Source organism: uncultured Thiohalocapsa sp. (genome assembly GCF_913063425.1).
GTDB lineage: Bacteria > Pseudomonadota > Gammaproteobacteria > Chromatiales > Chromatiaceae > Thiohalocapsa.
This window is the reverse complement of record NZ_CAJXYK010000010.1, coordinates 25958-51938: the sequence shown is the minus strand read 5'-3', so window position 1 is coordinate 51938 and position 25981 is coordinate 25958. Positions and strand designations below refer to the sequence as shown.

Annotated in this window: 20 protein-coding genes; 7 read left to right on the top strand and 13 right to left on the bottom strand. The window is 67.5% G+C overall.

Translation table 11 applies throughout. The annotated features are described in order from the left end of the window. Window positions 1-142: 142 nt before the first annotated feature. From QZ607_RS07530 to QZ607_RS07500, 7 genes are all read right to left on the bottom strand, one after another. Window positions 143-1525 (bottom strand): lysine 2,3-aminomutase, encoded by a 1383-nt coding sequence (locus QZ607_RS07530; protein ID WP_295881427.1) that lies wholly within the window; start codon window positions 1523-1525, stop codon window positions 143-145. A gap of 492 nt (window positions 1526-2017) precedes the next feature. Continuing rightward, window positions 2018-2416 carry a hypothetical protein gene (locus QZ607_RS07525; RefSeq protein ID WP_295881426.1) on the bottom strand — a complete coding sequence of 133 codons (399 nt, stop codon included), beginning with the start codon at window positions 2414-2416 and terminating at the stop codon, window positions 2018-2020. Between the two features lie 156 nt (window positions 2417-2572). Next, window positions 2573-4009 (bottom strand): nitrogen regulation protein NR(I), encoded by a 1437-nt coding sequence (gene ntrC, locus QZ607_RS07520; RefSeq protein WP_295881424.1) that lies wholly within the window; start codon window positions 4007-4009, stop codon window positions 2573-2575. Further along, window positions 4002-5084: a nitrogen regulation protein NR(II) gene (gene glnL / locus QZ607_RS07515; protein ID WP_295881422.1), complete on the bottom strand. Its 1083-nt coding sequence runs from the start codon at window positions 5082-5084 to the stop codon at window positions 4002-4004. The genes ntrC and glnL overlap by 8 nt, the downstream gene beginning before the upstream one ends. A gap of 349 nt (window positions 5085-5433) precedes the next feature. Continuing rightward, on the bottom strand, window positions 5434-5967 hold the full coding sequence (locus tag QZ607_RS07510; protein ID WP_295881420.1) for a DUF4124 domain-containing protein: 534 nt from the start codon (window positions 5965-5967) through the stop codon (window positions 5434-5436). Between the two features lie 281 nt (window positions 5968-6248). After that, window positions 6249-7655 (bottom strand): glutamate--ammonia ligase, encoded by a 1407-nt coding sequence (gene glnA, locus QZ607_RS07505; protein ID WP_295881418.1) that lies wholly within the window; start codon window positions 7653-7655, stop codon window positions 6249-6251. 363 nt (window positions 7656-8018) lie between these two features. Continuing rightward, entirely contained in the window at window positions 8019-9218 is a 1200-nt protein-coding gene (locus tag QZ607_RS07500; RefSeq protein ID WP_295881415.1) for a cation diffusion facilitator family transporter, read from the bottom strand. A 265-nt stretch (window positions 9219-9483) separates the two neighbouring features. Here QZ607_RS07500 and glyQ point away from each other — a divergent pair, with 265 nt between their 5' ends. The 3 genes from glyQ to gmhB all read left to right on the top strand — a co-directional run bounded on the left by glyQ (window position 9484) and on the right by gmhB (window position 13154). After that, window positions 9484-10434: a glycine--tRNA ligase subunit alpha gene (glyQ, locus tag QZ607_RS07495; protein WP_295881413.1), complete on the top strand. Its 951-nt coding sequence runs from the start codon at window positions 9484-9486 to the stop codon at window positions 10432-10434. Window positions 10435-10439: 5 nt separating this feature from the next. Then, a complete protein-coding gene (gene glyS, locus QZ607_RS07490) occupies window positions 10440-12527 on the top strand; it encodes a glycine--tRNA ligase subunit beta (RefSeq protein ID WP_295881411.1) in 2088 nt (695 codons plus the stop codon). 87 nt (window positions 12528-12614) lie between these two features. After that, window positions 12615-13154, top strand: a complete 540-nt coding sequence (gene gmhB / locus QZ607_RS07485; protein ID WP_295881408.1) for a D-glycero-beta-D-manno-heptose 1,7-bisphosphate 7-phosphatase — start codon at window positions 12615-12617, stop codon at window positions 13152-13154. Between the two features lie 119 nt (window positions 13155-13273). Here gmhB and gyrB read toward each other — a convergent pair whose 3' ends face one another. From gyrB to dnaA, 4 genes are all read right to left on the bottom strand, one after another. Next, window positions 13274-15682 carry a DNA topoisomerase (ATP-hydrolyzing) subunit B gene (gyrB, locus tag QZ607_RS07480; protein ID WP_295881405.1) on the bottom strand — a complete coding sequence of 803 codons (2409 nt, stop codon included), beginning with the start codon at window positions 15680-15682 and terminating at the stop codon, window positions 13274-13276. Between the two features lie 220 nt (window positions 15683-15902). Then, on the bottom strand, window positions 15903-16931 hold the full coding sequence (locus QZ607_RS07475) for an AAA family ATPase (protein ID WP_295881403.1): 1029 nt from the start codon (window positions 16929-16931) through the stop codon (window positions 15903-15905). Between the two features lie 20 nt (window positions 16932-16951). Beyond that, on the bottom strand, window positions 16952-18058 hold the full coding sequence (gene dnaN / locus QZ607_RS07470) for a DNA polymerase III subunit beta (RefSeq protein WP_295881401.1): 1107 nt from the start codon (window positions 18056-18058) through the stop codon (window positions 16952-16954). Between the two features lie 207 nt (window positions 18059-18265). Continuing rightward, window positions 18266-19612, bottom strand: a complete 1347-nt coding sequence (gene dnaA, locus QZ607_RS07465; protein ID WP_295881399.1) for a chromosomal replication initiator protein DnaA — start codon at window positions 19610-19612, stop codon at window positions 18266-18268. A 275-nt stretch (window positions 19613-19887) separates the two neighbouring features. Between dnaA and rpmH the strand changes: the two genes are divergently transcribed. The 4 genes from rpmH to mnmE all read left to right on the top strand — a co-directional run bounded on the left by rpmH (window position 19888) and on the right by mnmE (window position 23782). Next, the gene (gene rpmH / locus QZ607_RS07460) at window positions 19888-20022 is read left to right on the top strand and encodes a 50S ribosomal protein L34 (protein ID WP_295881395.1); all 135 of its coding nucleotides are present in this window, start codon (window positions 19888-19890) and stop codon (window positions 20020-20022) included. 17 nt (window positions 20023-20039) lie between these two features. Further along, window positions 20040-20498 carry a ribonuclease P protein component gene (gene rnpA / locus QZ607_RS07455; protein ID WP_367268165.1) on the top strand — a complete coding sequence of 153 codons (459 nt, stop codon included), beginning with the start codon at window positions 20040-20042 and terminating at the stop codon, window positions 20496-20498. Between the two features lie 160 nt (window positions 20499-20658). Beyond that, window positions 20659-22386, top strand: coding sequence for a membrane protein insertase YidC (gene yidC, locus QZ607_RS07450; RefSeq protein WP_295881390.1), 1728 nt, complete (start codon window positions 20659-20661; stop codon window positions 22384-22386). A 49-nt stretch (window positions 22387-22435) separates the two neighbouring features. Continuing rightward, the gene (mnmE, locus tag QZ607_RS07445; RefSeq protein WP_295881389.1) at window positions 22436-23782 is read left to right on the top strand and encodes a tRNA uridine-5-carboxymethylaminomethyl(34) synthesis GTPase MnmE; all 1347 of its coding nucleotides are present in this window, start codon (window positions 22436-22438) and stop codon (window positions 23780-23782) included. An 18-nt stretch (window positions 23783-23800) separates the two neighbouring features. Here the strand turns inward: mnmE and QZ607_RS07440 are convergent, their stop codons facing one another. Continuing rightward, window positions 23801-25141, bottom strand: a complete 1341-nt coding sequence (locus tag QZ607_RS07440) for a cobyrinate a,c-diamide synthase (protein WP_295881386.1) — start codon at window positions 25139-25141, stop codon at window positions 23801-23803. Beyond that, entirely contained in the window at window positions 25122-25973 is an 852-nt protein-coding gene (locus tag QZ607_RS07435; RefSeq protein WP_295881383.1) for an ABC transporter ATP-binding protein, read from the bottom strand. The genes QZ607_RS07440 and QZ607_RS07435 overlap by 20 nt, the downstream gene beginning before the upstream one ends. Window positions 25974-25981: the final 8 nt, after the last annotated feature.

Genomic DNA, 25981 nt, shown 5'->3' with positions numbered 1-25981 from the left:
CGGCGACGCTCTTCAAGAAACCCTGCACCGCCCGCGCGGTGCGGGGTTTCTTGTGGCTGCGTAAAAGCGCTTGGCGCCGACAGGGCCGGGGCCGGGGCCGGGCGCCCGGTGCAGTCAGCGCCGGGGCACCGTGCTCAGGCTGTCAGTGCAGCAGGCCGGTCCAGCGTTCCCGGTACTCGGCCTCGAAGAAGAATTCCGACTCACCGAAGGCGGGCTTCAGGTCGTCGAGCCAGGTCGCCTCGGCGTCGAACCGCGCGAAGAAGGGCCGGTGCACCCAGTCCGGATTCCGGGCCTGAAGGAAGCGCAGCACGAAGACCTTCTCGCCGGCCACCTCGGCGACGCCGGTGATCTCCACCTTGCCCGGGCCGGCACTCATGCTCGGGCCGCGAGCCGTGCGCGCCAGGCCAGAGACCTGCTGGATGGCCTCGCGGTAGATCTCCCAGGCGCGCACCAACGGCACCTTGAAGTAGTGGTGGGCACCCGTATCCCGCTCCACGAACATGTAGTACGGGATGATGCCGAGGCGCACCTGGCGGCGCCACAGCGGTGCCCAGGCATCCGGCTCGTCGTTGATGTGCGCGAGCAGCGGCCCCTGGCTGCGAATCTCGGCGCCCGTGGCCCGGATGCGCTCGATGGCGCGCTCGCAGATGTCCGTGTCCAGCTCGCGCCAGTGGTTGAAGTGCGCCATCAGTGCCACGTGCTTGCCGGCTGCCACCAGGCGCTCCAGCAGGGCCAGCAGCGCGTCGCTGTCGGCATCGCTGACGAACCGGTAGGGCCAGAAGGTGAGCGCCTTGGTGCCGATGCGGATGGTCTGCACATGGTCGAAATCCCGGTGCAGCAGGGGCTCAAGGTAGGCGGCCAGGTGGCGCGTCTTCATGACCATGGGATCACCGCCGGTCACCAACAGGTCTGTGATGCACCGGTGCTGGCGCAGATAGGCGTGCAGGCCTTCGGCCTCCGTGGTGGCGATGCGCAGCGCCTTGTCGCCGATGAACTGGGCCCAGCGGAAGCAGAAGCTGCAATAGCTGTGGCAGGTCTGACCCTGGCTCGGGAAGAACAGCACCGTCTCGCGGTACTTGTGCTGGATGCCCGTCACCACGTCGCCGTTGGGCAGGCGGGGGATGTTGAGCTCGCGCTGGCCGGCGGGGTGTGGGTTGAGCTCCTCGCGGATCCGGGTCACGGTGGCGTCGAGCTCGGCTTTGTCGACCTCGCCATCGCGGCGCAGCAGGTCTGCGACCTCTGCGTAATGCTCTGCCGTCAGCATGCCGGCCTGCGGGAAGGTCAGCTGAAAGATCGGGTCGTCCGGCACATTGGCCCAATCGATGAGCTGCTCGATGACATAGTCGTTGACGCGGAACGGCAGCACGGTCGAGACGACCTTCATCGCAAAGCGCTGGTCCGCCGGCAGGTGGTGAATGGCGGTCAGGCGGTCGAGGTCGCGCTGCGTGTAGACGTGGAAAGGCCGCCCCTGCCCGGGGGCATCGGTGCGGATCTCGTCCGTGTGGAGGAGGTTTGTCGCGGTCATAATGGTTTCTCCTTCCTGCGTAATCAGCCCAGCGGCGGCGGGTTGGGGTGCGGGTCCGCACCCCGGGCGCACGACGTGACAGGAATGGGCTGCGGTAGCGCACGCGGGCCGGAGGCTCGGTCCGGACGGCCGCGGGGCTTCGGGAGTCCCGCAAGCTTGCGGGTGGATGGGAGGCAGTCTAGTCGTGTTTCGCGACCGAAGTGTCACGGGATGGTGACAGTGGATGCCGCGAATCACTGGTATGGCCAACCAGGATAGCACAGTCTTGCAGCGAGACAACAGCTGCGCTGAGTCGAAGTCGGCAGGGAGCGCAGCGCGGCAGGCTCATACGCTCAGCGCCGGAGCGGAAGTCGGCGCTGCACTGGTGCAGCGCCGCGGAGAACCCAAGGCCAGGGAGCACTTGCCGTCTGCGGACTGAAGTGCGTCCGCCGCAGGGCTGCCGACTGAAGTCAGCGTGCCCGGGGCCGGCCTCGCGACGTCCGCAGCGCGGCACTAGCCCTCGCGGATGTGATGCTGGTATTTGGGCACGTCATGCATGTCGAGGTGTATGGCGCTGCCGCTCGCCACCAGGGATGCAGCGCCGCCCGCGAAGTGCAGCTCGACCCGGATGGCGCCGCGGCTCTTAAGGGGCAACGGGATCATGTCCCGGTAGGTATAGATGTTGTCGTCGATGTCGCCGCCGGTGCAGGTGAGCGGCGCCTGCGGCAGCACACCCGCCACTTCCGGCGCCTCCAGAACGAGGTCGCCCGCCTGCCACCAGAGGGTCTTTTCCGCGGAGCCTGTCATGGTCTTGATGATGATGGCCCGGGAGAAGTGGATGCGCAGGCCGTCGGCGGTCTGCTCGATGGCGTCGATCTGCGAGTCGGCGAGCTGGATACTGCTGCTGTCCATGGGTGTCGGCGTCTGCTGAAGCGTGAGCGGGCAGGTGGCCCGGATGCAGGGCATGTCGATGCCGAGCCGCCCGCATTCAATGCCCGGACCGCACGCAGGGCTGTGCAGAAGACGACGCCTGGAGGCGGCGATGTGCGCGCCCGGTGCAGGCCCGGGTCAGGCGGCATCCTCGTCGTCTTCGCCGCCGGGTGCGGCGCCGAAGTCCATGTTGAGGTCTTTGATCTTGCGGGTCAGTGTGTTGCGGCCCCAGCCCAGGAGCTTGGCCGCCTCCTGCCGGCGACCGCCGGTGTGCTCCAGGGCAGCCTGGATCAGGATGCGCTCGAAGGTGGGCAGCGCCGATTCCAGGATGGCGGCGTCACCCTGACGCAGACGCCGCCGGGTCCAGGCCCGCAACGCGGTCTCCCACTGCTCGTCGCCGCCGCCGCCGCCGTCCGTGTCAGAGAGGTCCGGCGGCAGATCGTTGACGCGGATCTCTTTGGTGGAGGCCATCACCGTGAGCCAGCGGGCAGTGTTCTCCAGTTGCCGGACATTGCCCGGCCAGTCGAGCCGCTCCAGGTGGGCGAGGGCATCGGGGGCGATGGTCTTGGGCTCGCAGCCGAGCTCCTGGCCGGCCTGGGTGAGAAAATGGCGCATCAGCAGCCCGATGTCCTCGCGCCGCTCACGCAGCGGCGGCAGGTGGATGCGGATGACGTTCAGGCGGTGGAAGAGATCCTCGCGAAAGCGGCCCTGGCGCACATGGTCCTGGAGGTTCTGATGGGTCGCGGCGATGATGCGCACGTCCACCTTGATGGGTGACAGGCCGCCCACGCGGTAGAACTCGCCGTCGGCGAGCACCCGCAGCAGCCGCGTCTGCAGCTCCGCCGGCATGTCGCCGATTTCGTCCAGAAACAGGGTGCCGCCGTCCGCCTGCTCGAAGCGACCCTCGCGGCGGGTCTGTGCGCCGGTGAAGGCGCCGCGCTCATGCCCGAAGAGCTCGGACTCCATCAGGTCGCGCGGAATGGCCGCCATGTTGAGCGCGATGAAAGGCGCACCCGACCTTGGGCTGTGCCGGTGCAGGGCGCGCGCCACCAGCTCCTTGCCGGTGCCCGACTCGCCGTTGATGAGCACGGTGATGTTGGAGCGCGCCAGACGCCCGATGGCGCGGAACACCTCCTGCATGGAGGGCGCCTCGCCGATGATGTCGGGGCTGTTCTCCAGCGACACGGCACCGGCGCCCGCCTGCTCGTGCGCGCGGCAGGCGCGGCGCACCTGGTCCACGGCCTCGTCGAGGTCGAAGGGCTTCGGCAGGTACTCGAACGCGCCGCCGTGGAACGCCGATACGGCGCTGTCCAGGTCCGAATGCGCCGTCATGATGATGACCGGCAGAGTCGGATAGCGGGCATTGACCTGCTGCAGCAGATCGAGCCCGTCGATACCCGGCATGCGGATATCCGACAGGATCACGTCGGGGCGGTCCCGGCTCAGGGCATCCATGATGCCGACGCCGTTGGAGAAGCAGGTGACGTCCATGTCCGCCTGCCGCAAGGCGCGCTCCAGCACCCAGCGAATGGAGCGGTCGTCGTCGATGACCCAAACGCTCGGCACCTTAGTCATCGCTGGCCTCCAGCGGCAGATAGACGAAGAACCGGGTACTGCCCGGCCGGCTCTCGCATTCGATGAGACCACCGTGCTGGTTGATCAGCTCCTGGGCGATGGGGAGCCCGAGCCCGGTGCCGCCGGACCGCCCCGAGACCATCGGAAAGAAGATCCGGTCCAGCAGCTTCTCGGGGATGCCGGGCCCGGTGTCCTCGATCTCCACCCGCAGCACCAGTCGGTGCAGCTCGTTGCCGATGGTGAACTGGCGCAGCACCCGGGTGCGGAAGCTGAGCTCGCCGGCATCGCCGGCGGCCTCGGCGCCGTTGCGGGCGATGTTGAGCAGCGCCTGGATCAGGCGGTCGGCGTCGGCGTGCAGGTCGGGAATGCTTGGATCGTAGTCGCGGATGATGGCCGGTCCGCTGGGATACTCGGCGGTGAGCAGCCCGCGCACGTGCTCCAGTACGTGGTGGATGTTCACTGCGCGCAGCTGCGGGAGCTGGTTAGGGCCGAGCATGCGGTTCAGCAGGCCCTGCAGGCGGTCGGCCTCGTCGATGATGATGCGGGTGTACTCGCGCAGCTCCTGGCTCGGCAGCTCGCGCTCCAGCAGCTGTGCTGCGCCGCGCAGTCCGCCCAGGGGGTTCTTGATCTCGTGCGCGAGCCCGCGCAGCAGCGCCTGCGTCGCCTGATGCTGGGAGATCAGGTGCTCCTCGCGGGTGATGCGGATCTGCCGGTCCACCTGATGCAGCTCCATGAGCAGGTCCGCGTTCGACTCGAATTGGTGCACCGGGAGCACAGTGCAGTTCACGCGGATGAATTCGCCGTCGGGGCGGCGCAGCTCGATCTCGCGCTCCGTAAAGGGCTGGCGCGTGTCAAGGGCGTCGCGCAGGCGTGCCTCGACGGGCTCCGCGGGGCAGGTGACGAGGTCCCCCGCGGCCTTGCCGAGCACGGCCTTGGCGCTCACCGCAAGCAGCAGCTCGCCGGCAGGGTTGATGTAGCACAGGCGCAGCTCCGCGTCGAAGAGCAGCACCGCGGTGTTGAGATTGCCCAGGATCGAAGAGGCCAGTTGATTGTTTCCTATGGTGTTCTGCTTCATGGCGCTGACTCGATCCGCATCCGGGCAGCGCCGGGCCGCGGCGGCCCGGCAGGCTGTCACCGCAGCCGCCGCAGCGGCCGTGTCGGTGCTGAACACGGCCGCGGGTGCGCACTGCGCGGATTGAGCCGAAGCAAGATCTGCACCAGCCGAAGTCGATTCCGGCTGGCGCTGTCGGAGCGCGGTGCAGGCGCCCCCCAGACGGGCCGCTGCGCCGCACATGCGATCATGTTGCACTATTCTAGGGCAGGCGGCGCACCGGGACAGCGCTTATGCGAGGGCAGGTGCAGGGGTGATGGAGTCGCGACCCGAAAGCCGCTCCGCCGGCCGCCGGCGGCGCTCAGCGTCGGTCTCAGGGCTCGGCGGACTCCGGCAACGGCGGCAGCACGTGCACGTTGATGGCAGGCGTCGCCGCGATGGCTGCGCCGTCGACGTCCTGCACAACCGCGCGAATGCGATGGGTGCCGAGCGTGAGCCCGCGCAGCATCACCTGGCTCGGGTTGGGCACATCGCCCTCGGCGACGACCCCATTGACCTCCATCGCGAGCCGGTGACCGTCCAACAGGGCGGGGGCGATGACCAGGGACACCGGCAGCTCGCCGCCGGCATCCCGGGTGCGGTGCTCATCCGCTGGTGTGACCACCTCAAGCATATCGTAGGGTCCGAGAAAGCCGGCATCGCCGTCCATCGGGGCCGCCTGGGCCTCCTCGGCAGCGGGCTCCGGAGCGCGGTTCACCGGGATGTCCAGCTGGCGGGCGTTGGGCAGGGGCCGATCCGTGAAGACGGGGCGCCCATCGGGTCCGACGGACTGGTAGACCTGCGCCTCAACAGGGGGCAAGGACATGGCCAGGCTCAACGCCAGCAGCAGGGGGCAGGGTACCCGCATGAGGGCCTCCGGGTTGCTCCCGGTGCGGTTGCTCCGGGTGCGGTTGCGCCGGGTGCGGTTGCTCCGGGCGCGCCCGAGATGCGCTCAGGCGCGAGCAGCGGGACGATGCAGGCATGCGTAAGACAAGCCGCATCCGCCTGTGGGCGTTGTAACGCAGGAGGCAGGTGTGGGCAACGCCGCAGGACGGGAGTTGCGACGGGGTTCGCGCCCACGGGCTGCGGGCGAGTGAATGAGGTAAAGCGGGTGAGGCCGGCCGCCGCCAGCGGCGGCCGGCGCCGGCGTTACAGGCTGTAGTAGAGATCGAATTCGATGGGATGCGTGGTCATGCGCAGCAGCGTGACCTCGCTCATCTTGAGGCCGATGTAGCCGTCGATCACGTCGTCGGTGAAGACTCCGCCCTGGGTGAGGAACTCGCGGTCCTTGTCCAGCTCGTCCAGGGCCTGGTCGAGGGAATAGCAGACCTGTGGGATGGCCTTCTCTTCCTCGGGCGGCAGGTCGTAGAGATCCTTGTCCATGGCATCCCCGGGATGGATCTTGTTCTGGATGCCGTCCAGGCCGGCCATCATCATCGCCGCGAACGACAGGTAGGGGTTACCCATGCTGTCCGGGAAGCGCACCTCGATGCGGGTCGCCTTGGGGTTGGCGTCGTGCGGGATGCGGATGGACGCCGAGCGGTTCTTCGCCGAGTAGGCCAGCATCACCGGCGCCTCGAAGCCCGGCACCAGACGCTTGTAGGAGTTGGTGGAGGCGTTGGTGAAGGCGTTCAGGGCGCGGGCATGCTTGATGATGCCGCCGATGTAGTAGAGCGCGGTCTCGGACAAGCCGCCGTACTTGTCGCCGGCGAAGATGTTGGTGCCGTCCTTCGCCAGGGATTGGTGCACGTGCATGCCGTTGCCGTTGTCGCCCACCAGGGGCTTGGGCATGAAGGTCGCCGTTTTGCCGTAGGCGTGGGCGACGTTGTGCACGCAGTACTTCAGGATCTGGTTCCAGTCGGCGCGCTGCACCAGGGTGGTGAACTTGGTGCCGATCTCGCATTGGCCGGCGGTGGCGACCTCGTGGTGATGCACCTCCACCGGCACGCCCATCTCTTCCATGGCGAGGCACATGGCGGCGCGCAGGTCGTTGAGCGAGTCCACCGGCGGCACCGGGAAGTAGCCGCCCTTGACGCTCGGGCGGTGGCCCATGTTGCCGTCTTCGAAGACGCGCTCGGAGTTCCAGTCCGCCTCGTCCGAGTCCACCTTGTAGAAGGCACCGCTCATGTCGGCCCCCCAGCGCACGTCATCCAGCACGAAGAACTCGGGCTCCGGGCCGAAGAAGGCGGTGTCGGCGATGCCGGTGGACTTCAGATAGGCCTCGGCACGCTTCGCCACCGAGCGCGGATCGCGCTCGTAGCCCTGCATGGTGGCGGGCTCGAGGATGTCGCAGCGCACGATCAGCGTGTTTTCGTCGGAGAAGGGATCCATGATCGCGGTGTCCGCTTCGGGCATCAGCACCATGTCTGAGGCCTCGATACCCTTCCAGCCGGCGATGGAGGAGCCATCGAACATTTTGCCGTCCTGGAACAGCGACTCTTCGACCATGGTGGCGGGCAGGGAGACATGCTGCTCCTTGCCGCGCGTGTCGGTGAAGCGCAGGTCGACGAACTTCACGTCCTCGTTCTTGATGGTCTCCAGGATCTTCGATGCCATACTGTCGGTCTCCCGTCGGTTCGATTGGGGGGTTGGTGTTGAGCCGGTAGGCTGGGTTCGGGCAGGGCCACCGCCCGGTGTGTCCGGACCCGCTGCGTCCCGAGTGGATCGCGTTGTCGCGTCTCACCGCTGTCTCAGCCTGTCGCTTAGGCAGTTTCCGTGCCATTGACAGAAGCCGCGCTTGGCTGGGGGTCGGCCCCAGGGCGTGGCGATCAGATCCTGTCCCGTCGGCGCGCAGACGCCGGTGAGTCAGTGTCTCGACGCCCGTCACAGCGGCGCTCGGTGAGACATGCACAGGGCGGCATCATCGGCGGGCGCAGCCGGTCCGGGCATCGATAGGCCCAAGTTTGGCGCACGGCGGTGTCAGGGCGCACCATCGTGGTGCGTAACGCCCCGATAGAGCGTCACCCCGGCGAAGATCGGATCGCCCGCCACGGCTGCGCCCGCGCGCTCGGCGAGGCTCGCACTGCCTGCCTCAGGCTCGCGTGCGCCGGGCTCGCGCAGGAAGACCTCCACCTCGATACGGCCGTCCAGATAATGCAGCTGCACCCGCTCCGGGCGGGCGAGCTCCGGCAGGTTCGCCCAGTGTGCGGCGAGCCGCGCGAGGGCCTCGCGGCGGCTCGGCAGACCCATGGTTGGCGGCGCGACATCGTCGTCTTCTGGATCGATGTGAACGGTAACGTCTTCGATCTCGTCGATATGCCTCTTGAGCTGCTGCTCGACCTTGACGCTGATGAGATGCCCTTCCGAGACGCTGATGTAGGGATCCACCAGGACGTGGACGTCGGTGGATACGGTGCCGCCGATGGAGCGCGTGCGCAGCATGTGCAGGTCGCGCACCCCGCCCACCTTAAGAATCGTCTCACGCACCGCGGCGAGGCGCTCGGGCTCCAGGCCGGTGTCCACCAGCTCGCGCGCGGCGTCGGAGCCCAGCTCCCAGGCAATGTGCGCAATCATCACGGCAACGACGAAGGCCGCCACTGCATCCAAATAGGGCAGGCCCGCGAGGGTACCGGCAATGCCGATGAGCACCACGATGGAAGAGATCGCGTCAGTGCGGTGATGCCAGGCGTTGGCCCGCAGCATGTCGGACCGGACCCGCCGTGCGTAGGCAAGGGTGTACCAGTAGAGCCACTCCTTCACGAGGATGGAGCCGAGCGCCGCGAACAGCGTGATCCAGCCGGGGGTGAGCAGATGCTCCGGCGAGAACAACCGTTTTGCCGCGTCCCAGCCGATGCCGATGGCCACGGCCGCCAGCAGCAGCGCGAGCGCCAGGGTGGCCATGGTCTCGTAGCGGCCATGACCGTAGGGATGCTCGTCGTCCGGCCCGCGACTCGCCTGGAGGCCGGCAATCCACACCAACAGGTCGGTGGCGAGGTCCGACAGGGAATGGATACCGTCGGCGATGAGGGCCTGCGAGTGGCCCACCAGCCCGACACCGATCTTCACCAGCGACAGCACCAGATTGGCGACGGCACCCACGAAAGCGGTGCGCGCCACGGCAGTGCGGCGCTCGCGCAAGCGCTGGTCACTGGTGCTGCCGGGTGCGATGGCTGATCCCATGAGACTCTCCCTCGACTGCTGCTCGCGCGCCGGGCGGGCCTGCTCGGCTGCGAATCGGGATGGCGGGCGCGATGCTGGGGGCGTTGACCAGGGCGCCGCAGCCCGACCGGGACAGGCCGCAGGCGGCGGCATGGTCTTGGCGCGCCAGGTTGCTCACGGCGGCGATTATAGGGAAGACCTGCAACGCCGGCAGCGGCGGTTGTGGTCGGGCCGGCAGCGTTGCCGATAGAATGCCCGCTTTCAGCAACCCCGCCGGACCAGCCGCTTGACTTCAAACGCCGCCATACCCGCGACTTTTCAGGAGCTCATCTTCCGTTTGCAGACCTACTGGGCCGAGCGCGGCTGTGTCGTGCTGCAACCGTACGACATGGAGGTGGGCGCCGGGACCTTTCATCCAGCCACCTTTCTGCGCGCCATCGGGCCGGAGCCTTGGAACTGCGCCTATGTGCAGCCGTCGCGCCGGCCCACCGACGGGCGCTACGGTGAGAACCCGAATCGGCTGCAACATTACTATCAGTATCAGGTGATCCTGAAGCCCTCGCCGGCCGACATTCAGGAGCAGTATCTCGACTCCCTGCGTCTGCTCGGCATCGACCCGCTGGTGCACGATATCCGCTTCGTGGAAGACAACTGGGAGTCGCCGACCCTGGGGGCCTGGGGCCTCGGCTGGGAGGTGTGGCTGAACGGCATGGAGGTGACGCAGTTCACCTATTTCCAGCAGGTGGGCGGGCTTGAGTGCCGGCCGGTGAGCGGTGAGATCACTTATGGGCTGGAGCGCATCGCCATGTACCTTCAGGGGGCGGAGAGCGTCTTCGACCTGAAGTGGGCGGGCACGCCGCAGGGCGCCGTGACCTACGGCGACGTCTTCCTGCAGAACGAGCGCGAGCAGTCCGCTTACAACTTCGAGCACGCGGATGTGGAGGCCCTGTTCGGTGCCTTTGACGTGGCCGAGCGCCAGAGCATGCAGCTGATCGAGCAATCGCTGCCCCTGCCCGCCTACGAGCAGGTGCTGAAGGGCTCGCATCTGTTCAACCTGCTCGACGCGCGGGGTGCGCTGTCCGTCACCGAGCGACAGCGCTTCATCCTGCGTGTCCGCAGCCTGGCGCGCGCCGTGGCCGAGGCCTATTTCGCCAGCCGTGAGGCCCTGGGCTTCCCGATGCTGTCGGCGCCACCGCAGGCTCAGGCTCAGGCTCAGGCTCAGGACGCAACGAGGTGACTACCATGGAAGCCGCACAGGATCTTCTGGTCGAGATCGGCACCGAGGAGCTGCCGCCCACTGCACTGCCGCGGTTGTCCGCCGCCTTCGCCGAGCACTTCGGTGCGCAGCTCCAGGCTCGATCCCTCACGCATGGCGCCGTCGAGCGCTACGCCACGCCGCGACGACTGGCGCTCATTGTCCGTGGGCTGGCCTGGCGCCAACCGGACCGCGAAAGTATTCGCCGGGGCCCTGCGCTCAAGGCAGCGTACGGACCTGACGGGGCGCCCACCAAGGCGGCACTCGGCTTTGCACGGTCCTGCGGGGTCGAGGTGGACGCCCTGGCGCGGGAGGAAACCGACAAGGGCAGCTGGCTGGTGCACCGCAGCACCGAATCCGGGCAGCTCACCGCCGACCTGCTGCCGGAGCTGGTGGCCGCCGCTCTGGGCCAGCTGCCGATCCCCAAGCGCATGCGCTGGGGCGACAGTGACGTCTCCTTTGTGCGGCCCGTCCATTGGGTCTGCATGCGCTTCGGCGAGGCCCCGGTATCCGGCAGCGTGCTCGGTATTGCCATCGGCACCGAATCGCGCGGCCACAGGTTCCACCATCCGGAACCCATCCCCATCAGCAGCCCGGACGCCTACGCCGCGGCCCTGCGCAGCGCCTATGTGGAGCCGGATTTTGCGGCACGCGAGGCGCAGATCCGCGAGCAGGTGACGGCGCTCGCCAAGCGCGTGGACGGTCGGGCAAGCATCCCCGACGATCTGCTGCGTGAGGTCACCGCGCTCTGCGAGTGGCCGGTGGCCCTGCTGGGCCATTTCGAAGACGTCTTTCTGGAGGTGCCGGCTGAGGCCCTCATCGAAACCATGCAGCAGCACCAGAAATATTTCCCGGTCCAGCGCGCGGATGCCGGGCTGCTGCCCTATTTCATCGCCGTCAGCAATATCGAGAGCCGCGAGCCGGACGTGGTTCGCGCCGGCAATGAGCGGGTCATCCGGCCCCGCTTCAGTGACGCTCGCTTCTTTTGGGAGCAGGATCTGCGCACGCCGCTCGCGGACTTCATGCCCGTCCTGGAGCGGGTGGTGTTCCAGCACAAGCTCGGCAGCGTTGCCGACAAGTCCCGCCGTGTGGCGAGCTCCTGCCGGCACATCGCTGCAGCGCTGGGTTACGACCCTGCGCTCGCCGAGCGCTCTGCGCTGCTCGCGAAATGTGACTTGGTCACGGCCATGGTCGGAGAGTTCGCAAGCCTCCAGGGCATCATGGGGCGGCACTATGCCACGCGCAGCGGGGAGGACCCCTGCGTCGCGGCGGCCATGGCGGAGCAGTACCTGCCACGTCATGCGGGCGACGTGCTGCCGGCGACCCAGTGCGGGCGCGTGCTCGCGCTGGCGGACAGGCTGGACACGCTCGTCGGCATCTTCGCCATCGGCGAGCGGCCCAGCGGGGTGAAGGACCCCTACGGCCTGCGGCGGGCCGCCATCGGCGTGCTCCGGATTCTGATCGAAACCCCCCTGCCGCTGGATCTGCGTGCGCTGCTCAGCGACGCTGCCGCGGCATTCCCCGCGGACGTTTCCGCCGCGGCGGCCGTACAGGAGACCTATGCCTACGTGATGGAGCGCCTGCCCGGGTATTACGCCGACCTGGACATCGATGCGGATGCCATCGAGTCGGTGATGGCGGTGGATGCCTCCGTGCCCAGCGACTTCGACCGACGCGTTCGCGCCGTCGCCGCCTTCGCGCAGCACGAGGCCGCGGGCGCGCTCGCCGCTGCCAACAAGCGCATCGCCAACATCCTGAGGAAATCGGACGCGCAGGCGGGGGATACCAGTGTCCGCGAAAACCTGCTCCAGGACGATGCAGAGCTTCGGCTCGCGACCACTGTCGCCATGGCGCGGGAGCGTGTTGCGCCTATGCTGGAGGCAGGCGACTACGCACAGGCGTTGAGCGCCCTGGCGGAGCTCCGGCCCGTCGTGGATCGGTTCTTCGATGAAGTGATGGTCAATGTGGATGACCCGGCCCTGCGCGCCAATCGCGTCGCGCTCCTCCAGGGGGTGCTCAGCCTGTTCTCCAGCATCGCGGATATCGGCCGGCTCCGTCCCGCGGAAACGGCTTGAGTGGATGCGCTCGAGCTGTTCCATGCTGCCAGCATCCACCGCCGGTTCGGCGCCGGCGCATGGGCCGATGCGTGACCGACCCTTCGCATGAAGCTCGTCATCGTCGACCGGGACGGGGTAGTCAACGAGGATTCTCCAGACTACATCCGCTCTCCCAGTGAGATCCGGCCCATCGCGGGCAGTCTGGAGGCGATTGCCCGCTTCACCCAGTCGGGAGTGCATGTCGCCATCGCGACCAATCAGTCAGGCCTCGCCCGCGGACTCTTCGACGTGGATGCCCTGAACCGCATGCACAGCCTGCTGTGCAGCCGTGCGGCCGCTGTCGGCGGGCGCATCGACCTAATCGCATTTTGTCCGCACGGCCCGGATGATCACTGCCGCTGTCGCAAGCCAGGACCGGCGTTGCTGGAAAGCATCGCGGCGCGTTTCTCGGTGACGCTCGACAGTACGCCCTTCATCGGAGATTCGCTGCGGGATCTGAAGGCTGCCGCATGTGCTGGCGCGCGGCCGGTGCTGGTGCGCACCGGCAATGGTGCAGTCACTGCGGGCGCCCTGCCTGCCGCCTTGGCACAGACACCCGTGTTCGACGATCTCCGTTCCGCAGCAGAACGGCTGTTGGCCACCTGACCCCGGACGACGTCGGCTGCACGTCAGGATGCAGCGATGGACGATCCCTCGCGCGCCGACCGGGACGTGATTGGGTGGGTGACGCGCGGGGCTGTGTTCCACGCCGCGACGCGCGCGTCTCAGACGTCGAGATTTTCCACGTCCAGGGCGTTGCGCTCGATGAACTCCCGCCGGGGCTCGACGTACTCACCCATGAGTGTGGTGAAGATCTGGTCCGCCGCCACCGCGTCCTCGATGGTAACCCGCAGCAATCGGCGGGTGTTGGGGTCCATGGTCGTGTCCCAGAGCTGCGCGGGATTCATTTCGCCGAGCCCTTTGTAGCGCTGGATGCTGTAGCCCCGCCGGGCCTCAGACAGCAGCCAGTCATAGGCTTCCGCGAAGGATTCGACCGACTGCTGACGCTCACCCCGGGTGACCACTGCCCCGGGCTGCACCAGACCGTCGAGCTTTTCGGCCAGGACCGCGATGCGCTCGTACTCAGGCCCATCGAAGAAGTCCAGACCCATGGAGGTGGTCTCGGGAATGCCGTGCACCAGTCGGACCACTTGGAGCTGCGGCCGTGCATCAGGCGCCCCAGCGCGCTGGACGGCGAGTCGATAGTCCAGCGCCGGCCCAGTGCGGGCGTTCATGCGGGCCACCAGCTGGTCGACCCAGGCATCGAGCTCCGCGGCGTCCGCACGCTTATCCGCTGTCAGCCGCGGCAGCGAGATGAGCTGTTCCATCAGCAGCGGATCGTAGCGGCGTTGCAGACGCTCCAGCATCGCGCGAAACGACTGGTATTCAGCGGCGAGCTGGCCGAGGGACTCCGCCGACAGCGGTGGCGCGTCTTCGCCGACCCGCAGGGTTGCCTTGTCCAGCGCCGCGCGCAGCAGGGAGGAGCCGAGCTCGGCGTCGTCGAGCAAATAGTCCTCCTGCTTGCCTCGTTTCACTTTATAGAGCGGGGGCTGCGCGATGTAAACATGGCCGCGCTCCACCAGCTCCGGCATCTGGCGATAGAAAAAGGTGAGCAGCAGGGTTCGGATGTGGGCGCCGTCAACGTCGGCGTCGGTCATGATGATGATCCGGTGGTAGCGCAGACGGTCTGGGTCGTACTCATCATGACCGATGCCGCAGCCCAGGGCGGTGATCAAAGTGCCGACCTCCGCGGACGACAACATCTTGTCGAAGCGCGCCTTCTCCACGTTCAGGATCTTGCCTTTGAGCGGCAGGATGGCTTGGAAGCCCCGATCCCGGCCCTGCTTCGCGGAGCCGCCGGCGGAGTCGCCCTCGACGATGAACAGCTCTGATTTGGCTGGGTCCTTTTCCTGGCAGTCGGCGAGCTTTCCGGGCAGCCCGGCCACGTCGAGCACGCCCTTGCGCCGGGTCATCTCCCGTGCCTTGCGCGCAGCCTCGCGGGCCCGGGCTGCCTCCAGCATCTTGTTGGCGATGACCTTGGCCTCCGCCGGGTGCTCCTCGAGAAAGGTGCCGAGATGCTCCACGAACAGTGACTCCACCACGGGCTTCACCTCGGACGACACCAGTTTGTCCTTGGTTTGGGAGGAGAACTTCGGGTCCGGCACCTTCACCGACACCACGGCGGTGAGACCTTCGCGGGCATCATCACCCACCGGGCGCGTCTTCTGGCTCTTGTCCAGTCCCTCGCGCTCGATGTACTGATTCAGGGTACGGGTCAACCCCGCCCGGAAGCCCGCGAGGTGGGTGCCGCCATCCCGTTGGGGGATGTTGTTCGTATAGCAGAAGATGGACTCCTGATAGGAGTCGTTCCACTGCAGGGCAACCTCGACCACGACGTGATCGCGCTCCGCGGAGAAGTAGAACACCGTCGGGTGGAGCGGAGACTTGTTCTCGTTCAGGTGGCGAACGAACGCCTGGATGCCGCCGACGTACTCGAAGGTGTCCTCGCGTTGGGTACGCTCGTCCCGCAGCCGGATCTTGACGCCCGAGTTCAGAAACGACAGCTCGCGGAGGCGCTTGGACAGGATGTCGTAGTGAAAGTCGCGGTCAGAGAAGACGGTGGCGGCGGGCCAGAAGCGGATGACGGTGCCGCTGTGCTCGGAGTCACCGATGCGGGCGAGCGGTGCATCGGGAACGCCCGCCGTGAACTGTTGCTGATACAGGCCTCCGCCACGGCCGATACGGAGCTCAAGCCGCTCGGACAGGGCGTTCACCACCGAGACGCCGACGCCATGGAGCCCACCGGAGACCTTATAGCTGTTGTCATCGAACTTTCCGCCCGCGTGAAGCACGGTCATGATGACCTCGGCGGCGGAGCGGTTCTCCTCTGGGTGGATGTCCACCGGGATCCCGCGCCCATCGTCAGTGACGGTCACGGACTGATCGTCGTGGATCACCACCGATATTTCGGAACAATAACCCGCCAACGCCTCGTCAATGGAGTTGTCGACGACCTCGAAGATCATGTGGTGGAGCCCTGTCCCATCGTCGGTGTCGCCGATGTACATGCCGGGGCGCTTGCGGACAGCATCCAATCCCCGCAGAACCTTGATGCTTGAGGAGTCGTATGTCATAAGTGTGCTGTAGGTCGTCCTGGAGAATGATTCGGGCTGTCCTGGGCGCGGCGTGACCGTCCTGGGGCGCGCTGGCCAACATCATATTGTACCGCGGTTGGGGTTCGGCGCGGGCTGGTGAGCCACATGAACAGAAGCTCCCGCTACGCCCGTAGGGCGGCCGGCAGAGGACGGTGTGGCCGTCAGCTGGCGTTCTCGGTGCGCTGTCCCGGTAACGGGCTCACTGATCGGCCATACTTTTGACATCACCCTGTTCCACGTGGAACATCGCGGCCACATCCAAGCCGGCTCCGGGCTCCTGCCGATCAGCCAGGCTCGTGACGATCAACTGGTCCGCGGACTCAAGCCAACGCCGCACCACCGGGCCAATGTGCATCTCGCTCACCTCGGCATAAGGGTCATCCAACAGGACCACCTGCGGCGCACTGCCGGACCGCCGGACCACATCCTGAACCGCCAGTTGCAGCAGCATCCCGGCGATCTTGTTCTCGCCCCGCGAGCCGCTCCACGGCAGCGACTCCCGCTCGAAAACCAGGTCCCCCCGAGACGGCGACAGGAACGTATATCCACGCTCCATGTCCCCGGCGAGGTGACTCGCGAGTACCTCACCGAGATCGCGTCCCTGACCCGACCAATGCCAGCGCAACCCAAGTGCACCCGCGGGGCACAACGTCGTCGTCAAATCTTGGTAAGCGTCATTCACGACGTGGAGAAAGTGCGTGCGGAGGCCCCAAAGCTCGGCCAGCTCCTCGACATAAGGGGCATCCCAGACGGCCTTGCCGCGCGCGCCGCCTCGCAGCCACGCGTTGCGCTGTTGCTGCAAGCGCTTGACTCGCCGCCACAGCTCCGGCGCTCGCCGTTCCACGTGAAACAGTGACCAGTCAAGGAACCGTCGGCGCAGGGCTGGATCGCCCTCCACAACGCTGTAGCTCGAGGTGCCGACGAATCGGGTCAGTGCCGGTCCGGCCACGGCACCACCATCCTGACTTGTCCACTGAAGCTTCCGTGGCCGGCCACCATCGTCCACGACGCCGACCACCGTGGTTGCAGCTTCTCCCCGCGTCGTCACAGGGCCGCTGCGCCGCCCACGAAAGGTTCGACCCCGGTCCAGCAGATAGATCGCTTCCAGCAACGTGGTCTTTCCGGCACCGTTGGCGCCCCGCAACCAGACGAGCCCCTGGGGCAGGCTCAGGTCAGCACGCCGGATACAGCGCAGGTTCCTGATGCGGAGTGACGAAAGGACCGACAACGAACAGAACCATTCCCCTATCAGAGTCGCATGGGCATGACCACGAACGTCTCCTCTTCGCAGCCCACGCCGCGCCAGATGGAGCTGCTGTCGGCATCCTGGAAGTTGATCTCCACATCACCGGCCTCGATGGCATGCAGCGCATCCAGCAGATACGCCACATTGAAGCCGATGGTCACAGCCTCTCCGGCGTAATTGGCCTCAACCTCGTCCTCGGCGACCTCCTGCTCCGGATTCTGGGCCTGCAACCCCACGACGCCCTCGTCGAAACTGATACGCACGCCCTTGTACTTCTCGTTCGACAAAATGGCCGCCCGCTGCAGGCCGGTTCGAATCAAGTCCCGGTCCACCACCGCCCGGCGCGGCAGGCCCTTCGGGATGACGCGTTGGTACTCGGGATACTTCCCGTCCACGAGCTTGGAAGTCACCACCGTCTGGCCAAAGGCTGCGACGATTGACCGCTCACCCCAACGCAGCTCCAGCATCGCGTCATCATCCGTCAGCAGGCGCCGCATCTCCGCCACCGTCTTGGCAGGCACGATCATCTGGCCCTCCGCCTCGGCTCCGGACGCATCCAGTGCCACGGCGAACCGGGACAGCCGATGCCCATCCGTCGCCACGGCCACGAGCGCATCCCCCGCAAACTCCAGCAGCACACCGTTCAGGTAATAGCGCACGTCCTGCTGGGCCATGGCGAAGGCCGTCTTGTCCAGCAACTGCTTCAGCTGACGCGACCCAAGATGCATCGAGCGCAGCTCCTCCTCAGCAGCGATGCTCGGAAAGTCGGCCGCAGGCAGCGTCGACAGCGTGAACCGCGTCCGTCCGCTTGAAACCACGCACCGCTCCCGCTCCGTGCGAATGCTGACCTTGCTGCCCTCGCGCAGGGAGCGACACAGGTCCATCAGCTTGCGCGCAGGGACGGTCACGGCCCCCGGCTCCGCCACCGCGGAGGCGGAGACCTGTGTGCTGATGGCGAGCTCCAAATCCGTCGTCGCGAGCCGCAACGCTTCCTCGTTCGTCTGGAGCAGCACGTTGGCCAGGATCGGCAATGTCTGGCGCCGTTCGACGACCCCTGCCACGACGCCCAAAGCGCCGAGCAGGTCGTCCCGCGGGATCTCGATCTTCACGCTGCTCCTGCCTCCCTCTGTTGATTATTGGAAAGGATGAATGTCTACCGTAGCTGTAATAAGGCCTGGGGAAAACCCAACAAGGCGACCGTTCTGCTGCCTGTTCAGCCAGTTGCCGAAGCATCCGGCTGTTGATTTTTCGCTGCGAACCTGTGGATAACGTGTCGACAAACCGGCCCTGGCAAACTGCCCACAAGTTATCCACAGTCAGCTCGTCAGGGTTCTCAACAGGATTCGGTAGTCCTCTTCGATCATGGTGTCACTCGCCCGCAGGGCCTCGATCTTGCGCGTCGCGTGGATCACCGTGCTGTGGTCGCGACCGCCGAAGGCGTCGCCGATCTCGGGCAGACTCGCCTTGGTGAGCTCCTTGGCCAGGGCCATGGCCACCTGGCGGGGGCGCGCGATGTTGCGCGTGCGCTTCGCGGATGTCAGGTCCGACACCCTGAGCTTGTAGTAGTTGGCGACGGTCTTCTGGATGTTGTCGATGGTGATCTGCCGATCCTGCGCCACGAACATGTCGCGCAGCACCTCGCGGGTGAACGCCATGTCGATGCTCGCACCCATGAACTGCGAGTTGGCCACAAGGCGGCGCAGGGCACCCTCCAGCTCGCGGATGTTCGAGGTCATGCGCTTGGCGACGAAGTAGCCCACGTCCTCCGGCAGCTCCACGTTCAGCAGCGCCGCCTTGCTGTGCAGGATGGCCACACGGGTCTCGAAGTCCGGCGGCTCGATGCCCACCGTCAGGCCCCAGCCGAAGCGGGACTTCAGGCGTTCCTCAAGTCCGGAGACCTCTTTCGGATAACGGTCGCTCGACAACACGATCTGCTGTTTGCTCTCGAACAGGGCATTGAAGGTGTGGAAGAACTCCTCCTGGGAGCGATCCTTGTTGCCGAAGAACTGGACGTCGTCGATCAAGAGTGCGTTCACCCGACGATACCGCGCCTTGAACTCGTCGATTTTGTTGTGCTGGAGCGCGCGGATCATGTCCGACACGAAGCGCTCCGAATGGACATAGATCACCTGTGCGCCCGGGTTGGAGTCCAGGATCGTGTTGCCGACCGCGTGCATCAGGTGCGTCTTGCCGAGTCCGACGCCGCCGTAGATGAACAGCGGGTTGTAGGCCGTGCCCGGATTCTTGCCGATCTGCACGGACGCGGCGCGGGCGATCTGGTTCGATTTGCCCTCCACGAAGGTGGAGAAGGTGAAGTCCTTGTTCAGATTGCTCTCGGCGCGCCGACGGTCGAGACCGCCGTCCGCACCGGCGCGGACCCCCGTGCCTTTGCTCGGCGGCTGCTGCGCGTCCCGCGCGTCGCCGACGGCACCGATCTCGAAGCGGACCTGGTGGACACGGCCAACGCTGATGTCGGCGCACAGGCGCATGATCCGCTGCTCGTAATGCTGCTTGACCCAGTCCTTGACGAAGCGGTTGGGCGCGAGCAGACAGATGGAGCCGTCCCCCTCCTGCGCCTGCAGCGGCATAATCCAGGTGCTGAACTCCGCCCCGGTCAGATCCTGCTTCAGTGCAGCGGCGCAGGCATTCCACAGATCGCTCATGCTGATGTTTCCCCCCTTGGTGCTCTACCCGGACACGCGCGCGCCGTGCTGCGCGCTGGTGACGCGCCGCAGGTTCAGGCTCGCGGCCGAATCGGTGCCGGCTGAGTCTATCCACATGCGCCGAGGTTATCCACAGTGGTCCGACCGGCGCGCTGAGGCCGTACGCGATTGCCAAAGCAGCGCCTGGAGGGTATGCTTGCGGGTCTTTTTCGGCACCAGATGCCGCCCAACGAGCGCGCCGCTGGCGGGCTCCTCTGGTCTCACGGATTCATGAAATGAAACAGACATTTAAGCCAAGCCGGCTGAAGCGTGCGCGCACCCATGGATTCCGCGCCCGCAACGCCACACGCAACGGCCGCAAAGTGCTGAAGGCCCGCCGGTCAAAGGGGCGGGCGCGGCTCGCCACCTGAGGCGCCGCGATCCCGCATTGCACGGTGCCGACCCGGCGGCAAAGGCTCCCGACAGGCAGCCAACGCCCCAAGCGCCCCAAGCGCCCCAAGCGCCCCAGGGCCGCACCGACGAGCGCTTGCCGCGCCACCAACGGCTGCTGCATGCCGAAGCATTCCAGCGGGTTTTCGCGCGCGCGACACGCAGCAGTGATGCATACTTCAGCGTCGCTGCGAGACCTCGCGAAACGCCCCATGGTCCAGCGCGCCTCGGCCTTGCGGTCTCCCGAAAGGCCCTACCGCGCGCCGTGCACAGGAACCGCGTCAAGCGCATCGTCCGTGAGAGCTTCCGACGGCTGCACTGTTGCGACGGCATCGACTTCGTCGTGGTCGCCCGGCACGGATTGCGCGGTGCCGACAACGCGCCGGTCAGGCGCTCGATCGAGGCGCACCTCGCACTGCTGATGGAGCGCCTCTGCACTGAGCCCCACCGGCGCTGACGCTGCTCGCCGACGGCCGCGGCGCGCCGGCCGGGTGGCCCATTGGCGCTGACGTCCGCCGCCGGCCCTCGTCATGCGTCCACCATCGGCCCAACGCCCACACTCCTCCCCCCGGACCCAGAACGGGCTCACCGCCCACTGCTGACCCCACTTCTGAATCATGGACAATTTCCGGCTCATCCTTCTGCTGTCCCTGGCCGCTGTCCTGTTCCTGATCTATCAGGCCTGGGTTGAGGACTATGGGCGCCAGCCATCTGCGCCGCAGACGGTCGCCGAGCCCCTTACCGATCCAACAGCCGCGCCCACTGCGGGCGCCGAGTCCGGTACGGACACTGCGGCGACAGCCGATACCCCCGCGCTGCCCACGGATGCGCCCGACGCCCCGCCGGCCGAGCCTTCGCCCACCGCGCAGGCCGCGACGGCAGCGGCGGCGACCAACAACGCCCCACGCACCATCACGGTGGACACGGACGTGCTGCGCGCCGAGATCTCGACCCGCGGCGGCACCATCCAGGCACTCTGGCTCAAGGACTACGCCGCCGACGCGGACCGGCCGGACATCCCCCTCCAGCTGTTGAAGCCCCAGCCGCCGAACATGTTCATCGTGCAGTCGGGGCTGCTCGGTGGTGCCGACATCGATCTGCCCACGCACAACGCCGATTTCACCGCAGAGCAGGCGGTCTACGCCCTGGACGAGGGTGAGGATGACCTGCTTGTGGTCCTCACCTGGCAGGGGGACAACGGCCTCGAGGTCACCAAGCGCTACCGCTTCGAGCGCGGCAGTTATCTGGTCCACGCCGAGCAGCGCATCGACAACAACGGCGGCGAGGCCGTCGCGCTGCGCAACTACGACCAGCTTCAGCGCACCGAGCTGGTGGACCCGAACAAGTCCAGCTTCATCCACACCTACACCGGCGCGGTCTACTACGGCCCTGAAGAGAAGTACAAGAAGGAAACCTTCAAGGAGATGACCAAGCGGCCGCTGGACCTGACCATCAGCGGCGGCTGGATCGCCATGATCCAGCACTACTTCATGGCCGCCTGGATTCCCCAGCCCGACGAGGCCCAAACCTTCTACAGCAAGGTGGTCGGCAACGGCCGTTACATCATCGGCCAGTACTCGCCGGCGGTGACCATCCCCGCCGGCGGCTCGCACACCTTCGAGAACCGGCTGTTCGTGGGTCCGAAGCTCCAGGACGAGCTGGACCAGATCGCCCCCGGGCTGGAGCTCGCCGTGGACTACGGCTGGCTCACCATCCTCGCCAAGCCCATCTTCTGGCTGCTGGACCTGATCCACAATCTGGTGGGCAATTGGGGCTGGGCCATCATCATCCTGACCATCCTCATCAAGGCGGCCTTCTACAAGCTCTCCGAAACCAGCTACAAGTCCATGGCCAACATGCGCAAGCTGGCGCCGCGGCTGAAGGCCCTCAAGGACCGCTACGGCGACGACAAGGAGCGCATGAACCAGGCCATGATGGAGCTCTACAAGAAGGAGAAGATCAACCCCCTCGGCGGCTGCCTGCCCATCCTGGTGCAGATCCCGGTGTTCATCGCCCTGTACTGGGTGCTGCTGGAGAGCGTGGAGCTGCGCCATGCGCCGTTCATCCTGTGGATCGACAACCTGACGGCGCCCGACCCCTGGTTCGTGCTGCCGGTGATCATGGGCGTGTCCATGTTCATCCAGCAGAAGCTGAACCCGCCGCCGCCGGACCCGATGCAGGAGAAGATCTTCATGGCCCTGCCCTTCGTGTTCACGGTGTTCTTCGCCTTCTTCCCGGCGGGGCTGGTGCTTTACTGGACCGTGAACCAGCTGCTGTCCATCACCCAGCAGTGGTACATCACCCGGCAAATCGAGCAGGCGGAAGCGGCCAAGCACAAGGCCTGAGCCTGCGCACAGCGTCGCCGCGCACGCTGCTCGGCCGGTGCCCCTGCGCATGAGCGGGCGGGAGACCATCGCCGCCGTCGCCACTCCGCCGGGCGTCGGCGCCGTCGGCATCGTCCGCGTCTCCGGGCCAAGGGTGCCGGACATTGCCATGGTGCTGCTCGGGCGCCTGCCGGCGCCCCGCCAAGCAGTGCTGGCGGATTTTCTCGCCAGCGACGGCGAGCCCATCGACCAGGGTCTCGCGCTCTACTTTCCCGCACCCCATTCCTTCACCGGCGAGCACGTGCTGGAGCTGCAAGGCCACGGCGGCCCGGTGGTGCTCGACCGCCTGCTGGCGCGGGTGCTCGCGCTCGGTGCACGCGCCGCCCGCCCCGGCGAGTTCAGCGAGCGCGCCTTCCTGGAAGGCAAGCTCGACCTCACCCGTGCCGAGGCCATCGCCGACCTCATTGCCGCCGGCACCGAGCAGCAGGCCAGGCTCGCCGCCCGCTCCCTGCGCGGTGCCTTCGCGCAGCGGGTGGATGCGCTGCTTCAGGCGCTGACCCGCGTCCGGGTCCAGGTGGAAGCAACGCTGGATTTCCCGGAGGAGGACCTGGACCCCGACCTGGCGGTGAGCGTCGCCGCGGACCTGGCGCGACTGCTCGCCGATGTGGACAGACTGCTCGGCACGGCTCAGCGCGGCGAGCGACTGCGCGACGGGCTGCTGGTGGTGCTGGCGGGTGCCCCGAATGCCGGCAAGTCGAGTCTGCTTAATGCCCTCGCCGAGACTGATCGCGCCATCGTGACGCCGGTACCGGGCACGACCCGCGACCTGCTCCATGCCGATGTCCAGATCGACGGACTGCCGCTGCGGGTGGTGGACACCGCGGGCTTGCGCCTGTCGCCGGACCCCATCGAGCAGGAAGGGGTACGCCGGGCCCGGGAGCAGATCGACCAGGCCGACCTCGTGCTGTGGATCATCGATGACGCCGACCCGAACGCCGAGCACGCAGCGCCCGCAGACCTGCCCAGCCAGGTTCCCCGGCTCACCATCCGCAACAAGATCGACCGCAGCGGTCGCGAGCCAGGTGCGCAGAGCACAGCCGACGGCGCCGCGGTGCTGGCCTGCTCCGCCACCACCGGCGCCGGCCTCGCTGACCTGCGCCGGGCGCTGACCCGCCATGCCGGGCTCGGCGCCGACGCCGGTGGCGAGCTCAGCGCCCGCCGCCGCCATCTGGACGCCCTGCGCCGGACCCGGGCGTTGCTGGTGACGGCTGCGCAGGCCCAGGCCGATGCGGCACCGCCGGAGCTGGTGGCCGAGGATCTGCGCCTCGCCCAGCACAGCCTCGGCGAGATCACCGGCGCCGTGTCCTCGGACGAGCTGCTCGGGCGGATCTTCTCCGAGTTCTGTATCGGCAAGTAACGCCGCCAGTACCGCCCCTCAGGGCAGGAACAGCCGCGCCGCCGCCACCGGGTTGGACGGGAAGTAAAGATGCAGGTAGCTCGCGCGCAATGGCCCGAGCGCGTAGAAGGGCTCGCCGGGCCGCTCGCCATGCTGGCGCACGCCGTGGGTTGTCGGTTCCACGGGCGTGGTCATGCGGGAATGGTGGAAGCTGTGCCCGCGGATCTCGCCGTCGGCAAGCCACAGGGCCTGCATGCCGAGGCCGGCGAGCCGCGGCTGCATCTGCGCCTGTCCCGGCAGCAGGCCCAGCAGATCGGCACCCTGGCCGGCCGTGTCCGAGAGGCGCTCCAGCAGATAGAGCATGCCGCCGCATTCGGCGTAAATGGGCCGGCCCGCCGCGAGGTGTGAGCCCAGCGCGGCATGCATGGCGCGGTTCGCCGCAAGCGGCGCGAGGTGGAGCTCCGGATAGCCACCCGGCAGGTACACCGCGTCTGCCTTCACATCCGCATCGGCCAGCGGGGAGAAGAAGTACAGGTCCGCGCCCAAGGCCTCAAGCAGCCACAGATTCTCCGGATACAGAAAGGAGAAGGCAGCATCCCGGGCCACGGCGATGCGGCGCCCCCGCAGCAGAGCGGGCGGTTTGGGCGCTCCCGCAGGCCGTTGGAAGGCGACCTCCGGCAGCAGCGAAGCCAGCGCAGTCTCGGCGAGCGTATCCGCCACCGCATCCAGGCGCTGATCCAGATCGGCGATCTCCGCCGCCTGCACCAGCCCGAGATGCCGGCTCGGCAGGGCAACGTCGTCCAGCCGCGGCAGTGTGGCCAGCAATGGCAGCCCCTGCGGCAAGCCGGCGGTGAGCATCTCCCGGTGGCGATCGCTGCCGACGCGGTTCGCCACCACGCCCGCAAGCTCCAGGTCCCGCCGCCGGCTCGCGAGCCCCAGGGCCAGCGCGCCGAAGGTCTGGCCCATGCCGCGGGCGTCCATCAGCGCCACCACGGGCAGGCCGAAGCGCAGGGCCAGGTCGGCGGCGCTGGGCTCGCCGTCGAAGAGCCCCATTGCGCCCTCCACCAGGATCAGGTCCGCCTGTGCCGCGGCCTCGAACAGCAGCCGCCGGCATTCGGCCGCGCCCACCATCCACAGATCCAGCGCCAGCACGTCGTCGCCGCTCGCCTGGGCCAGAATCATCGGATCAAGAAAATCCGGCCCGACCTTGAACACCCGCACCCGCCGGCCCAGACGGGCGTGGTGGCGGGCGAGCGCGGCGGTGAGCGTCGTCTTGCCCTGACCCGATGCGGTGGCCGCGAGCAGCAGGGCCGGGCAATGACGCGCCGGGGCCGTGTCTGGCCTGCTGGCCGATTCGATGTCAATGAGACGGCTTTGCATGCGCATTCGCACTTGTGTTGCGATCAGGCTGGTGAGCACCGCCCTGCTCCAGCGACCAGGGCACGATGTAGCGCTGGCCCCGGTGCATGCCCGTGACGGCATCGATGCCATACACCGCCCGCAGGTTGCCCGGCACCAGCACATGGTCCACGGGACCGGCCGCCACGGGCTGGCCCTGATCCACCAGCAGCAGCCGGTCGCAGAAGCGGCTCGCGAGCGTCAGATCATGCAGCACCACGATGGCCCCACCGCCGTCCTCGCAATGCCCGCGCAGCAGTGCCATGACCTCCAGCTGGTGGCGCGGGTCCAGCGCCGCCACCGGCTCGTCGGCCAGCACCAGCGGCGCCTGCACCGCCAGCACCCGGGCGAGCCGGGCGCGGGCGCGCTCGCCGCCGGAGAGCTGGTCCGCGCGCCGCCCGCGCAGGGTCCAGACGTCCGCCGCGTGCATCGCGGCCTCGATGGCGGCGCGGTCCCCGGCGCCCGGTGCGCCGCCCCAGCCGGAGCGGTGGGGATAGCGGCCCAACGCCACCAGCTCCGCTACGGTAATGGGCCATTGGACCTGATCCTCCTGGCTCAGATACGCAAGCTTCCGCCCCCGCTCCCGGGCGGCGAGCCGGCTCAGCCGCGCGCCTTCCAGGTGCATCGCGCCCGCATACGGGAGAAGCTGGGCGATGGCCTTCACCACCGTCGACTTGCCGGCACCGTTGGGGCCGATGAGCCCCAGCATCTGGCCGTGCTCGACGCTGAGCTCCACGCCTGTCACCAGGGCGCGGCCGCCGAGGTGCACCGAGAGTCCGGTGACCGACAACAGGCTCGCGGACGCCGATCTCACGACCCGGG